Genomic DNA, 14,234 nt, shown 5'->3' with positions numbered 1-14,234 from the left:
CTCACTCCTTGGGCGGTTCGGCGCCCGGATTCAATGTCAGTTGCATAAAGGTCAGGTCCAGCCAGCGGGCGAACTTGATGCCCACTTGCGGCATTTGCCCGGTGATGATGAAACCCTGGCGCTCGTGAAGGCGAACAGACGCCTGGTTGCCGCTTTCGATGGCCGCGACCATCACGTGTTTGCCGGCGCTGCGGGCACGCTCGATCAGCGCTTGCATCAGGCGCTGGCCGAGGCCTTTGCCGCGCTGGTCATTGCGCACATACACCGAGTGCTCGACGCTGTAGCGAAAGCCTTCGAAGGGTCGCCAGTCGCCGAACGAGGCGTAGCCGGTGACTTCATCGTTTTCCACCGCCACCAGAATCGGGTACGCCTGGGCCTGACGCGCCGTGAACCAGGCCTGACGGTTGGCCAGGTCGACGGGTTGTTCGTTCCAGATCGCGGTGGTGTTGAGCACCGCGTCGTTGTAGATGGCTCGAATGGCCGGCAGGTCTTGCTCGGTTGCATCACGAATCATGATCGGCCTCACGCGATAGGCTGGTGGACGGTGACCAGCTTGGTGCCGTCGGGAAAGGTGGCTTCCACCTGGATATCCGGGATCATTTCCGGGATGCCTTCCATCACTTGCTCACGGCTGAGCAGGGTGGTGCCGTAGTGCATCAAATCGGCGACGGTGCGGCCATCGCGGGCACCTTCCATCAAGGCGGCGGAAATGTAGGCGATGGTTTCCGGGTAGTTAAGCTTCACGCCACGTGCCAGGCGGCGTTCGGCGACCAGGCCTGCGGTGAAGATCAGCAGTTTGTCTTTTTCCCGTGGGGTCAAATCCATGGTTCAAGGTCCTTCATAAACAACATTCTTAAAAACACTGAAGATCAATGTGGGAAAGGGCTTGTGTGGGAGCTGGTTCCACTTCAGATCTTCATGTGCTCCAGATTCTCGGTGAAACAGCTTCTCGCCCCAGTACCGCCGGGCGCAACAGACGCCATAAATCAATCAACCAGCCCCGTGCCAGCAGCGCTTCACTGGCCAGGCAGCGGGCCACCAGCAACCCGGGCAGTTGGGTCAGGTCGCCGCGCACCGCATGGGGCAGGGCGCGGCAGCTTTCCAGTAACTCAGGCTCGATATCGCCAGTGAGCAACAGCGTGGCGAACACCGGTTGCCCGTCCAGCCCGATGGGCGAGTCGAGCAACCCATCGGCGCCTACAATGCGCTGGCGCTCATGCCAGAGCAACTGACCGTCGCGGCGGATATCCAGGTGCGATTGAAAGTGCCCCAGGTCAAAACGCTCGCCACTGGCGGGTCGGCCGAGGGCGACTACATCCCAGTAGAACAGCCGGGCATCGCCTTGCAGGTCAATGCGGGTGGTGAGTTCGGCCTGGGCGGCGCTGAACACGATGGTTTCCTGGGGCAGCCATTCCAGCGTGGCGCCCGCTTCCACGGTCAATTCAAGCTGTTGAAAGGCCGGGCCGCTGGCGCGGTACCACTTGGCTGCGCCGGGGCTGGTCAATTGCGCCCAGGCACCGGCGCCAACATGGGCGCGGATGTCCAGGCGATCACCGCCGGCAATCCCGCCGGGCGGGTGCACGATGATGTGCTGGCACACCTGGGGGCCTTCGGCGTACAGGTGCTTTTGCACGCGCAGCGGGCCGAGGTGGCGGCGCATCACCGGGCGCGTGGTGTCGCCGAAACGCGCGTAGCCGAGGTCCAGCTCGGCATGCCAGCTGGGGGTGAACAGGGCAGGGGAAACGGGCAGGTTCATGGTTGAGTGCTTATCGTCAGGACGCTACAGATTAGATGGTAACCAGCCCGCGTACACCTTCACTTTCCATATTTTCACCGCGGCCTTGCTGGACGATTTCGCCGCGTGACATCACCAGGTACTGATCCGCCAGCTCGGCGGCGAAGTCATAGAACTGCTCCACCAGCAGGATCGCCATATCGCCGCGGGCGGCTAGCTTCTTGATCACCATGCCGATTTCCTTGATCACCGACGGCTGGATGCCTTCGGTGGGTTCATCCAGAATCAACAAGCGTGGGCGGCTGGCCAGGGCGCGGCCGATTGCCAGCTGTTGCTGCTGGCCACCGGACAAATCGCCGCCGCGCCGATGTTTCATTTGCAGCAAGACCGGGAACAATTCGTAGATAAATGCCGGCACTTCCTTGGCCTCGGAGCCGGGGAACCGCGACAGGCCCATCAGGAGGTTTTCTTCCACGGTGAGCCGCCCGAAAATCTCGCGGCCCTGAGGCACATAGGCGATACCTGCGTGCACGCGTTGATGTGGCTTGAACCCGGTGATGGCCTTGCCTTCCCAGTTCACCGCGCCCTCTTTGGCCGGCAGCAAGCCCATCAGGCACTTGAGCAGCGTGGTCTTGCCCACACCGTTACGGCCAAGCAGGCAGGTGACTTCGCCGATCTTCACGTCAAAGGACAGCCCGCGCAGGATGTGGCTACCGCCGTAGTACTGATGCAGCGTGTCGACTTGCAGCATGTTCAAATTCTCCTCAATTCCCTTGTAGGCACCGGATCAACTGTGGGAGCTGGCTTGCCTGCGATGCAGACAACTCGGTATGCCTGATGGACCCGGGTGATGCCATCGCAGGCAAGCCAGCTCCCACATTGATTCGGTTCCCACAGTAAGCGCTCTGTCTGGCTCAGCGACCGAGGTAAACCTCGATCACCCGCTCGTTTTCCTGCACCTGTGCCAGCGAGCCTTCAGCCAGCACGCTGCCCTGGTGCAGCACGGTGACGTGGTCGGCAATCGAGCCGACAAAGCCCATGTCGTGCTCCACCACCATCAGCGAATGTTTGCCCGCCAGGCGCTTGAACAGTTCGGCGGTGAACTCGGTTTCGGCGTCGGTCATGCCCGCCACGGGTTCATCCAGCAGCAACAGCTGCGGGTCTTGCATGAGCAGCATGCCGATTTCCAGGAACTGCTTTTGCCCGTGTGACAGCAAGCCCGCCGGGCGCTGCGCCGAGGCGCTCAGGCGGAGGGTGTCGAGCACTTCATCGATGCGGTCTTTTTGCTCGCCACTCAAGCGTGCGCGCAGGCTGGCCCACACGGATTTATCGGTTTTCTGCGCCAGCTCCAGGTTTTCGAACACGCTGAGGGCTTCGAACACCGTGGGTTTCTGGAACTTGCGGCCGATGCCGGCCTGGGCGATCTGCACTTCGCTCATGCCTGTCAGGTCGAGGGTTTCGCCGAACCAGGCCTTGCCGTGGCTGGGGCGGGTCTTGCCGGTGATCACGTCCATCAGCGTGGTCTTGCCTGCGCCGTTGGGGCCGATGATGCAGCGCAATTCGCCGACGCCGATGTAGAGGTTCAAGTCGTTGAGCGCCTTGAAACCGTCGAAGCTGACGCTGATGTCTTCCAGGGTCAGGATGGTGCCGTGACGGGTGTTCAGGCCCTTGCCGGCGGCCTGGCCGAGGCCGATTGCATCGCGGCTGCTGCCCGCGTCTTTGTTTGGCTCAAGAATGGGTTCGAGCATAAATTCCGCCGTCGCTGTGACTCTCATTGTTCACCCCGTTTCTTCAACAGGCCGATCACGCCCTTGGGCAAATACAAGGTGACGAGGATGAACAGCGCCCCCAGAAAGAACAGCCAGTATTCCGGAAAGGCCACCGTGAACCAGCTCTTCATGCCGTTCACCACACCGGCGCCGAGCAATGGCCCGATCAGCGTGCCACGCCCACCCAAGGCCACCCACACGGCGGCTTCGATGGAGTTGGTCGGCGACATTTCGCTGGGGTTGATGATGCCCACTTGCGGCACATACAACGCGCCCGCCAGGCCACACAACACCGCGCTCAACACCCATACAAACAGCTTGAAGCCACGCGGGTCATAGCCGCAGAACATCAAGCGATTTTCGGCATCGCGCAGGGCGGTCAGCACCCGGCCAAACTTGCTCTGCGCCAGGCGCCAGCCGGTGTACAGGCTCGCGACCAGCAACACGACCGTGGCCAAAAATAGCACTGCCCGTGTGCCGGGCTCGGTAATCCCGAAGCCCAGAATGCTGCGGAAATTGGTGAAGCCGTTATTGCCACCAAATCCGGTCTCGTTGCGGAAAAACAGCAGCATCCCGGCGAAGGTCAGGGCCTGGGTCATGATCGAGAAATACACGCCCTTGATCCGCGAGCGGAAGGCGAAAAAGCCGAACACCAGCGCCAGCAACCCCGGCGCCAGCACCACCAGGCACATGGCCCAGAGGAAATGCTCGGTGCCGACCCAATACCAGGGCAGTTCGGTCCACGACAAAAAGGTCATGAACGCCGGCAGCTCATCGCCGGACGCCTGGCGCATCAGGTACATGCCCATCGCATACCCACCGAGGGCAAAGAACAAACCGTGGCCGAGGGACAGCATCCCCGCATAGCCCCACACCAGGTCCAGGGCCAGGGCGACGATGGCGTAGCAGAGGATTTTGCCCACCAGCGTGAGGGTGTAGGCCGACACATGCAGCGGGTTTTCCGGCGCCAGCAGCGAACACAAAGGCAACGCCAGCAGCAGGATCAGGATCACCGCGCCGACCGCTATCGTCAGCGTGGGGCCGGCCTTTTGCGTGGCCGTAAGCATCAATGGCTGGTTCATCAGTCGATCACCCGTCCTTTCAGTGCGAAGAGTCCTTGCGGGCGTTTCTGGATAAACAGAATGATCAGCGCGAGGATCAGGATCTTGCCGAGCACGGCGCCGATCTGCGGTTCGAGAATCTTGTTGGCGATGCCCAGCCCGAAAGCGGCCATCACGCTACCGGCCAACTGGCCGACACCGCCGAGCACCACCACCAGGAACGAGTCGATGATGTAGCTCTGGCCCAGGTCCGGGCCGACGTTGCCGATCTGGCTCAGGGCCACGCCACCCAGGCCGGCGATGCCGGAACCCAGGCCAAAGGCGAGCATGTCCACACGCCCGGTGGGCACGCCGCAGCAGGCGGCCATGTTGCGGTTCTGGGTGACGGCGCGCACGTTGAGGCCCAGGCGCGTCTTGTTCAGCAGCAGCCAGGTCAGCACCACCACGCACAGCGCGAAGGCGATGATCACGATGCGGTTGTACGGCAGCACCAGGTTGGGCAGCACTTGAATGCCACCGGACAGCCACTGCGGGTTGGAGACTTCGACGTTCTGCGCACCGAACACCAGGCGCACCAACTGGATCAGCATCAGGCTGATGCCCCAGGTGGCGAGCAGGGTTTCCAGCGGGCGGCCGTAGAGGTGACGAATCACTGTGCGTTCCAGGGCCATGCCGATGGCGGCGGTGACAAAAAACGCCACCGGCAGCGCGATCAGCGGGTAGAACTCGATGGCCGCAGGCACGTAGCGCTGCATCATCAGTTGCACCACGTAAGTCGAATAGGCGCCGAGCATCAGCATTTCGCCGTGGGCCATGTTGATCACGCCGAGCAGGCCGAAGGTGATCGCCAGGCCCAGGGCCGCGAGCAGCAGGATCGAGCCCAGGGACATGCCGCTGAAGGCCTGGCCGAGGATCTCGCCGACCATCAATTTGCGTTTGACCTGCGCCAGGCTGGTCTCGGCGGCGGTGTGCACGCCGGCGTCAGTTTCGACCCCAGGCGCGAGCAAGGCTTCGAGGCGCGTGCGCGCCAACGGGTCGCCGGTGCTGCCGAGCAAACGCACGGCAGCAAGGCGCACCACGGGGTCGGTATCAACCAATTGCAGGTTGGCCAGGGCCAGGCTGAGGGCGGTGTGCACGTCCTCATTGGTTTCGGCGGCCACTTGCTGGTCGAGGAATTTGAGCTGCGCAGGCTGCGCGGTTTTTTGCAGGGTTTGCGCGGCACCCAGGCGTACCTTGGGGTCGGCGGCGAGCAACTGCTGACTGGCCTGCACGTTGTCGAGCAGGCCGCGCAGGCGGTTGTTCAGGCGCACGGTTTTGGTTTCGCCGTTGAGCGTGAGTTGACCGTGTTGCAGGGCGTCCACCAGCTCGATGCGCGCCGGGTCAGGCTGGGCGGCCCAGTCCTGCAGCAGCTTGGCTTGTTGCATCGGGTTGGCGTTGAGGAAGTCTTCGGCGTCGCTGGCGTGTGCGGCAAAAGGCAGCAACAGCAGCAAGGCCAGGAAATAGCGGTAGAGGGCAGTGGGCATAAACAAATGTCCTGATCATGCATGGACAGTGTGGGCGCGGGCTTTGTGTAGGAGCTGGCTTGCCTGCGATGGCATCGCTGCGGTGTAACGGGTACACCGAGTTATTGGCATCGCAGGCAGGCCAGCTCCCACACTGACCGCGCCCGACAGCTAATCTGTGGTGCGGCTTAGTTGCTCTTCACCGCGTAGTCCGGCTTCTTGTCATTGCCAGGGATGTACGGGCTCCACGGCTGTGCCCGAATCGGCTCTTCGGTCTGCCACACCACCGAGAACTGCCCGTCAGACTGAATCTCGCCGATCATTACCGGCTTGTGCAGGTGGTGGTTGGTTTTATCCATGGTCAGGGTGAAGCCCGACGGCGCGGCGAAGGTCTGGCCGGCCATGGCTTCGCGCACCTTGTCGACGTCGGTGGACTTGGCTTTCTCAACCGCCTGCGCCCACATATGGATACCGACGTAAGTGGCCTCCATCGGGTCGTTGGTCACCGCTTTATCCGCGCCCGGCAGGTTGTGGGCCTTGGCGTAGGCCTTCCAGTCCGCGACGAATTTCTTGTTCACCGGGTTCTCCACCGACTGGAAGTAGTTCCAGGCGGCGAGGTTGCCCACCAGTGGCTTGGTGTCGATGCCGCGCAGTTCTTCTTCACCCACGGAGAAGGCCACCACCGGTACGTCGGTGGCTTTCAAACCCTGGTTGGCCAGCTCTTTGTAGAACGGCACGTTGGAATCGCCATTCACGGTTGAGACCACCGCGGTCTTGCCGCCGGCGGAGAACTTCTTGATGTTGGCCACGATGGTCTGGTAATCGGCGTGGCCGAACGGGGTGTAGACCTCTTCGATATCTTTGTCGGCGACGCCTTTGGAATGCAGGAACGAGCGCAGGATTTTGTTGGTGGTGCGCGGGTACACGTAGTCGGTGCCGAGCAGGAAGAAGCGCTTGGCGCCGCCGCCTTCTTCGCTCATCAGGTATTCCACCGCCGGGATTGCCTGTTGGTTGGGCGCCGCACCGGTATAGAACACGTTCGGCGACATCTCTTCGCCTTCGTACTGCACGGGGTAGAACAGCAAACCGTTGAGTTCTTCGAACACCGGCAGCACGGACTTGCGCGACACCGAGGTCCAGCAGCCGAACACCACGGCGACTTTGTCCTGAGTCAGCAGCTGACGGCCTTTTTCAGCGAACAGCGGCCAGTTCGATGCAGGATCGACCACCACCGGCTCGAGCATCTTGCCGTTCACACCGCCCTTGGCGTTGATCTCGTCAATGGTCATCAACGCCATGTCTTTTAGCGAGGTCTCGGAGATTGCCATGGTCCCGGACAGCGAGTGCAGGATGCCGACCTTGATGGTCTCGGCGGCCTGCACGGTCCAGGTCAGCCCCATGGCGGCAATGGAGGCGGACAGGGTGAAAGCCTTGATCAAGCTGCGACGCTTCATGGTGCGATCTCCAGGAACTCAAGTTGTTATGAGGGCATTGCACAGGCTTTTGCAAAGGCTGTGCCGAGGTGCATGCGGGCGCTTGTTTGTGCGGCAGACGGACGCTGCCGGGCCGGTCGTGCGCACCAGATCGGCGCGCTGGCGGGGTGTGGGTGCACGGGGTGCGCTGAAGTGGTGCTGTGGTCGACAACTATCTAGCGCCGCCTGGAATCTCGTTGATGCAACAGTGAGCGCTCCTCACTTTCCAAGGACTGAATGTATGCCACGTACCCCCCGAGTCGCTGCGCCGCAGCCGACCCTGCCGGTCTTGAGCCCGCCGTTTATCAGCGCGGACGATGCCGCGCGTTGGGCCTACGAACAGACCGATTACGCATCGGCCGACAAGGAATTCGGTGGCGCGATCCTCAAGCAGGGCCACCACTGGTTTGCCACAACGCCCATGGCCGACCAGCACGTCACCTTCGATCATCGGATCGTGCTGGCCACCGACGCCGACGATAATTTCATCGCCCCCGAGGGCTATACCTGCGAGGCGCTCTATCACTCCCACCCGCCGGACATGGCACAGGTGAAGCTGCACAATCCCGGCATGAGCGATGAGCAGGCCTCGGTGTTCGTCAGTTTTTTCTCGCCTGCCGATCTGCGTTTTATCATCGAACACCGGCGTTCAGTGGCGGCGCACTATCTGTGCGGCCCCGAAGGCTCATTGCTCAAATACGTGAGCAGTGGCTCGGCGGCCGAAGTGCTATTGAGAAAGCGCATTGTCGGTGAGGAGCCATTCGCGCCCTCTGCGGACTTCGAGTCGTTGATCTGGCAAGCCGCGCAAGCTGGCGATCTGCGCGTGGTGGTGGCCAATGCTCACTGGGGAGGCGTGCGCGGGCGGGTCAAGCACGGCTGGCGGATCAACACGGCCATCACCCAGGTGACAGAGGAACAGCCGTTCTGCACGCCAGTCTTCGAGCGCGCAGAACTGGCGCTGATGGCCGCGCGCGCGTTGTTCCCTGAAGGCTCAGCCCAGGGCTTTGTGCTGAAGCACACGCGCGGCGAAGCGTATGTGGCCACTTACCCCGAGGCCCTTGGCACGCCGTTGTTCTCTCCTGCTGCACGGTTCCCGTTGCGCGCCGATGGCCAGTTACGCCTGCCCTCCAACTTTCGACTGGAGGCTATCTACTACCGCGCCACGCCTTTGGCCGCTGACATTCCCGCACGTGAACCCTGGCTGTATTCCACTTTCTTTACCCCGGCCGAAGTGGCTGCCGCCATCACCCAGTCACGCGCGACCCTGGCGCTGCAGGACAAGACGCGTGGGCTGCATCTGTATCAGCAGGCGTCGGATGGCGCGCTGCTCAAGCTGCAAGTGCCCGGTTCTGCGACCGACCTGGCTGGCGCCGATGGTGACGACAACGGCGCCCAGGCCGCGCTGCTGGCCGGCACGCTGAGCCCGCGTGGCTATGTGCGCCGGGTGATTGCCTCAACGACGGTGTCGGTAGCGGCGGCGGGGTTGCTCTGGCGAACCCTCGGCCCGGTGGACAACCGGTCGGCGGTGCTGGACGGTTCATATCGGGCCGTGTTGAGCCGCGCCTTTATTTCGGCTCACGATGCAGCGGTGTATGCGCACGAGCAGATAGGGCGGCGACGCGAGCGTGCCTATGGCGGCTACGTGCTCAAAGACGATAAGGGACGTTTCTTTATCACCGAGCCTGAGGCAAGTGATGCCAACCCGTTTGCCCAGCTGCTGTTTTTTCCTGCGGATGGGCAAGGCCCGTTGATTGCGCCTGAGCCCTACCAGGTTTTTGGGCGTTACGGCTCGCACCCCGCGCTGTCGATGGTCGACCCCGGTTGGGTGGCGCAACGGCGCTGGAGCCGTGAAGACGCGCTGATCAACCTGCAGGTTTTTTCCGCCGATGAGATCCACGATGTGATCAGTCACGGGCAGCCGGCCTATCTGTCGGCCGCCGAGGATTGTTTACTGGCGTACACGCCCAGTTTTTCCAGCGCCGAGCAACGGCTGCTGACCCATACTGCGCCGCAACCGGGTGGCAGTTCCGCTCAGCAACGGCTGGACAGCGGGCAGGTCAAGCCTGCGCAATGGGTCATCGTGCTGGCCGAAGCCGGTGATTTGCGGGTGATCCTGGGCAACGCGTTGTGGGGCCCGCGCTCACCGGTCTATGACGACTGGACGGCGTATTTTGACTATGCGCCAAGAGTCGGCGCGCCTGACTACGCGACCTACGGCGCGCTGTTTGACAGCGCTGATGCGGCCGCTCGCAACCTTCACGCACGGGTTCATGGGCGCAACCTCGCCGAGCAGGCCTACTTCGGTTTTATTCTCAAGCACAAGGACACCGAGCAGTACCTGGCGAGCGAGGTTGCAGGCGTCGGCGACCAGAGTGCCCTGTTCAAGCTCAACCGTGTGTTTACCCCGATCGCGGGCGGCGATTTCCAGTTTCCGGACGGGTTCGTTCTGTGCGCATTGTTTCGTTCGCAGCAGTGGCAACCGGCGGGCGTGCCGGCCTCGACAGCCTGGCTGACCCGCTACTTCGTGATGCCCAAGGTGCTGTACGTCGCCCTCTATGACACCAAGCGTGCAGGCGAGAAATACAACAATGGCACCACCCTGCCGGTGTACTTCTCGACCCAGGAGGGCGCCTTGCTGCGGTACGTGTCGCTGCCGTTCAACGTGGGAAGTGGCGGCCCGGTGGACAGGCTCCTTGAGGATGACGAACGCTTGTTGGCCTCGGGCCAGAAAACGATGCAAGCCTTTGTCCGGGACTGGGCCGACCGAGGTGAACTCAAGGTGATTCATACCAGCCAGTGCTGGGACACTCCGGGAGTGGTATCGCGTACCTGGGCCGGCTACGAGCACCTGGCTCGACGCCGATTGAGCCCGGCCTTCGCCGACGCGGATGATGCGGCACGTTATGCCGCCGACATTATCGGCGAGGGACGCCGCCGCACCTATGGCGGGGTGCTGCTGCGGCAGGCAGATGGCATGTACGTGGCGACCGACCCATTGGCCGTGCCGCCCCAGGGTTTTGCGCTGAACTGGGTATACCCCGATGTCGCCGTCACTGGCGGGCTTTATCCCCATGGCAGCACCATCGTTGCGCGCTACCGCTCGGTGCTTGGCGAGGAGACGCAAATGCTGGTGGCTGCCGACCAAAAGGCTATCTACCAGAGCATGCTGCCCACCCCAGTGCTGTCGAACCTGTTGCACCGTGATCCTCGAATACAGCGCGAATACCTGTTCGGGCCCCAAGGCACGATCCTGCGTTACCAGTTGACCGGCTCGGTGGACGAAGCGGCGCTCAAAGCGCGTCTGGTGCCACTGAACCCACTGAACGGCAACCAAGTAGACACCGAGGTCGAACGCCAACTGCGCGCCGGTACCCTGCTGCCGGGTGACTTCGTCGGCCAGGTCGCCAAGGCCGGCGACCTGCGCGTCGTCAAGGGCAATGCGTTGTGGGGGTTTGCCCGGCGCTTGAGCGCGCCTTTCGTGGCGAATCTGGCGACACTGCCGGCCCTGGAGATCAAGCAGGTATTCGCCGATGCGCCGTGCAGCCCGATCTTTGCCCGCGCCGACGACGCCGTACGTTATGCACAACGATTGGCATCGCCCCGGCCAGAGGTACAGTTCGGTTACGTGCTCAAGTCCGTCAATAAAAATGCCTACATGACTACTTTGCCGCTGGTACGCGGGAATTACACGCGGCTCGAACAGGTTTTTGCCGACGGCTTGCTGCCCCAGGGCTATGGCTTGGATGGTCTGTATTTGTGCGCCTCTACCGTTGCGATTGCGCCGTCCAGCGATGCCATGGCCACCAGTTTCTTCACTCCCCAGGCGTTGGCCGGTGGCGTCGGCTTCCTCGGCAGTCTGTCCAGAAGCCGAGGCTTGCCGCTTTACCTGCTGTGTGCCGACGGTGCGCTGCTCAGCTATGTGGTCGATAAAAACGGCCGGCAGTTGGCCTACGCAATGCTCAGCCAAGCGGGCGCCATCGGCCGGCGTCTGCTTGAGGGCGGCTCGACCGTCGCAAGTTTTGTCAAAGAGCTGGCTGCCAAGGGCACGCTGGAGGTGCGAGTGCGCAGCACCGTGTGGGGCAAGGAACAGACCGTAACGGCGCAGTGGGAGCCGAATGCCGAACCCTGGCCGTTCGAACACAACCCGCACTTGCTGTCGTTTTGCGGGCCGCTGTTCAGCCATGCCGATGACGCGGCGCGCTGGGCTCGCAAACAGGTGGGCCCATTCAAGGGCGTCGAATACCTGGGCGCGGTGCTGACCTGTCCCGGGATTACCGGGTTTGTGCCACTTGAACCCGTAGAGGACCGCCACGCCTGGCTGCAGGACACGATTGTGAAACTGTTCCGGTTCGAGCGCGCCGGGCTTGAGGTCACGGTCGCTCACCCTCTGTTCGGCTACGCCGTCAACGCCGTGCAGGCCTTCTACAAAGGCATGGCTGCTGTGCCGGACCTGCAAGCTCAGGAAGTGAAGCTGCTGAACAATTTTGTCTCCGGCAACGAGCTGAGGTCGTACCTGGATATCGTCAAGATCAACCGCCCGGTCGCCGAGAGTGTGTACCTGACGTGCCGGGGCGGCGCGCTGCTCAAGTATGTGCCCGGTTTCACGGCGGCCGAGACGCAATTGCTGAGTGCCGGTGCGTCGGTTCTGCCCAGCGCGCTGGTCAGCGGTTTGTGGGCGGCCGGCCAGCTGGCGGTGCTGGAAACCGACGCCTTCTGGACCCGCGCAGGGGTGTTGGGCAAGGCGTGGCAAGCCAACCTGCAGGCTGAACCTGATCCGCTGGACGTCGAGTACGGCCGGGACAAGGACGAACTCTGAGGTGTTATCAGCGCTTGCGCATCAGCCCGATAAAAAACAGCCCGCCAATCGCCGCCGTGGCCACGCCGACCCACACCAGGAGCACACTGCCCAGCAGCACGCACACCGGCAATAGACGCCGATGCTCGGCGCCGACCAAACGCCGGGCAATGTGCGGCACCATCAGCCCGACAAAGCCGATGGAGCCGCTGATCGACACCAGCACTGCGGTCATCAACGAGGCGACCAGGAACACCTTCAACCGCACAGTGCGTGCGTTGAGACCGAGGGTCACTGCGGTCTGTTCGCCGGCCATCAAGGCGTTGAGCGGGCGCGCCATGCTCAGCAGCAACAACAGCCCTTTGCACTAGGCAACTTGCGCTTGCATTTGCGCGATCAACGCGTTGATGCGTCCTGCACGTCGAAGATCCTGCCCAGGTTGCGCAGGTCGTTGTAGGTGTCGTCCAGGGTGGCGCATCTCGCCTGCCTCATGCAGAACCTGAGGTGGATTCACGTTGGTTGAAAATACGCGCCAACACCAGCCGATCCAGGGCCCACACCGCGATCAATGAAGCGCCGACCAAGGGGAAAATGATCGCCAGCGCGAGCATGATCACCATCGCGGTTTTCCACTTCGGCACGTCATGGCGCAGCGGCGGAACGCCCAGGCCACCGGCAGGCCGGCGTTTCCACCAGATCACCACGCCACTCACCGCGCTGAGCAAAATCATCAGGCAGATCAGCAGCACGATCAGTTGGTTGACCCAACCGAACATCTTGCCTTCGTGCAGCATCACACCCGTCTCGGTGGCGCGCGCCAGCGTGTTGTAGTGTTCCCAGCGCACATCGGCGAGCACCTTGCCGGTGTATTGGTCCACGTGCAGAGTAGCGTCGTTGCGTGGGTCGTTGGCGAACACCGCGACGGTGAACACGCCGTCGGCGGTGCTCGGAAAGGTGATGCTGTAACCGGGCTCAACCTTGCGTGAATTGGCCAGATCGACCACCTGCTGCAAGCGCACGGTCGGCGCGGCCGGGCCCGACTGCATGGCGCCGTGGTTCATGTGTTCGGCGTGGTCGCCGGACATCGGCATCGGCGTGTTTTCCATCGCCCACGGCACGGTTTGCTGGCTGGCGGTATTGAGGCTGCGCGCCTGCTGATCCGACTGCGGCACGTTGTTCCACATCGCCGCCGGAAAGCGATTCCACAACGCGGCGTATTGCTTGCCCCAGAAGCCGGTCCAGGTCATGCCGCTGAGCAGCATCACCAGTAAAAACGCCGCCCCCCAGAAACCGGCGACGGCGTGCATGTCGCGCCAGAACACGCGCCCACGCGCGTTGAACCGTGGCCACAACACCCCGGCCGACGACTTGCCGCGCGGCCACCACAGGTACAGGCCGGACACCACCAGCATCACGCCCCAACCGGCGGCGAGTTCCACCAGGCGGTCGCCGACGGTGCCGATCATCAGCTCACCGTGGAGTGCGCGGGCGATGGCTTGCAGGTTGTAGTTGGCATCCTGTTCGCCAAGCACAGTGCCGCGGTACGGGTCCACGAATACGGTCACTTCGCGGCCGTTGTCATGCATCACGAACTGCGCGCTGCTGGTGGCGTCGGCCGGTGGCAGGTATTTACTGATTTTGCCTTGGGGAAAGGCTGCCTGCGCTCGCTGTAATTGCTCGTCGGCACTCAGGGCGTGTTCGGCGCTTTGCACGGTGAGCAGCTCGCCGTACATCAGCGGGTCGAGCTGGGGTTTGAACAGGTAGATGATGCCGGTGAGGGCCAGCAGCACCATGAATGGCGCGACGAAAAGCCCGGCGTAAAAGTGCCAGCGCCAGGCCAGGTTGTAGAAGGAAATCTTTTGAGTGGTCATCAGGATGCTCCGCAAAGGCTTTAAAAATT

At 62.6% G+C, this 14,234-nt stretch carries 10 protein-coding genes and 2 pseudogenes; 1 reads left to right on the top strand and 11 read right to left on the bottom strand.

Going from position 1 to position 14,234, the window contains the following annotated elements:
• Position 1 precedes the first annotated feature (1 nt).
• The 8 genes from ACP7B3_RS15885 to urtA form a co-directional block, all read right to left on the bottom strand.
• Entirely contained in the window at positions 2-514 is a 513-nt protein-coding gene (locus ACP7B3_RS15885; protein ID WP_426179601.1) for a GNAT family N-acetyltransferase, read from the bottom strand.
• Between the two features lie 8 nt (positions 515-522).
• Entirely contained in the window at positions 523-825 is a 303-nt protein-coding gene (gene ureA, locus ACP7B3_RS15880) for an urease subunit gamma (protein WP_003171437.1), read from the bottom strand.
• A gap of 91 nt (positions 826-916) precedes the next feature.
• Positions 917-1,756 (bottom strand): urease accessory protein UreD, encoded by an 840-nt coding sequence (locus ACP7B3_RS15875; RefSeq protein ID WP_404486642.1) that lies wholly within the window; start codon positions 1,754-1,756, stop codon positions 917-919.
• A 31-nt stretch (positions 1,757-1,787) separates the two neighbouring features.
• The gene (gene urtE, locus ACP7B3_RS15870; protein WP_145160251.1) at positions 1,788-2,486 is read right to left on the bottom strand and encodes an urea ABC transporter ATP-binding subunit UrtE; all 699 of its coding nucleotides are present in this window, start codon (positions 2,484-2,486) and stop codon (positions 1,788-1,790) included.
• A 163-nt stretch (positions 2,487-2,649) separates the two neighbouring features.
• On the bottom strand, positions 2,650-3,510 hold the full coding sequence (gene urtD / locus ACP7B3_RS15865; protein ID WP_145160253.1) for an urea ABC transporter ATP-binding protein UrtD: 861 nt from the start codon (positions 3,508-3,510) through the stop codon (positions 2,650-2,652).
• Positions 3,507-4,586, bottom strand: a complete 1,080-nt coding sequence (urtC, locus tag ACP7B3_RS15860) for an urea ABC transporter permease subunit UrtC (RefSeq protein ID WP_145160255.1) — start codon at positions 4,584-4,586, stop codon at positions 3,507-3,509. The genes urtD and urtC overlap by 4 nt, the downstream gene beginning before the upstream one ends.
• Positions 4,586-6,088 carry an urea ABC transporter permease subunit UrtB gene (gene urtB / locus ACP7B3_RS15855; RefSeq protein ID WP_416364491.1) on the bottom strand — a complete coding sequence of 501 codons (1,503 nt, stop codon included), beginning with the start codon at positions 6,086-6,088 and terminating at the stop codon, positions 4,586-4,588. The genes urtC and urtB overlap by 1 nt, the downstream gene beginning before the upstream one ends.
• A gap of 167 nt (positions 6,089-6,255) precedes the next feature.
• The gene (urtA, locus tag ACP7B3_RS15850) at positions 6,256-7,521 is read right to left on the bottom strand and encodes an urea ABC transporter substrate-binding protein (RefSeq protein WP_145160259.1); all 1,266 of its coding nucleotides are present in this window, start codon (positions 7,519-7,521) and stop codon (positions 6,256-6,258) included.
• Between the two features lie 259 nt (positions 7,522-7,780).
• Between urtA and ACP7B3_RS15845 the strand changes: the two genes are divergently transcribed.
• On the top strand, positions 7,781-12,355 hold the full coding sequence (locus tag ACP7B3_RS15845; protein WP_426179596.1) for a DUF4329 domain-containing protein: 4,575 nt from the start codon (positions 7,781-7,783) through the stop codon (positions 12,353-12,355).
• Positions 12,356-12,362: 7 nt separating this feature from the next.
• Here the strand turns inward: ACP7B3_RS15845 and ACP7B3_RS15840 are convergent.
• The 3 genes and pseudogenes from ACP7B3_RS15840 to ACP7B3_RS15830 form a co-directional block, all read right to left on the bottom strand.
• Positions 12,363-12,695 (bottom strand): annotated as a pseudogene (locus ACP7B3_RS15840) (FecCD family ABC transporter permease); the annotation flags it as partial.
• Between the two features lie 9 nt (positions 12,696-12,704).
• Positions 12,705-12,808: pseudogene (locus tag ACP7B3_RS15835) on the bottom strand (ABC transporter substrate-binding protein); the annotation flags it as partial.
• Between the two features lie 14 nt (positions 12,809-12,822).
• Complete coding sequence (locus ACP7B3_RS15830) at positions 12,823-14,205, bottom strand: PepSY-associated TM helix domain-containing protein (RefSeq protein WP_426179594.1); 1,383 nt, start codon at positions 14,203-14,205, stop codon at positions 12,823-12,825.
• Between the last annotated feature and the right edge of the window lie 29 nt (positions 14,206-14,234).

It is taken from the genome of Pseudomonas sp. TWRC1-2, from assembly GCF_049896685.1.
Taxonomy (GTDB): Bacteria; Pseudomonadota; Gammaproteobacteria; order Pseudomonadales; family Pseudomonadaceae; genus Aquipseudomonas.
This window is presented reverse-complemented; position numbering and strand designations above follow the sequence as displayed.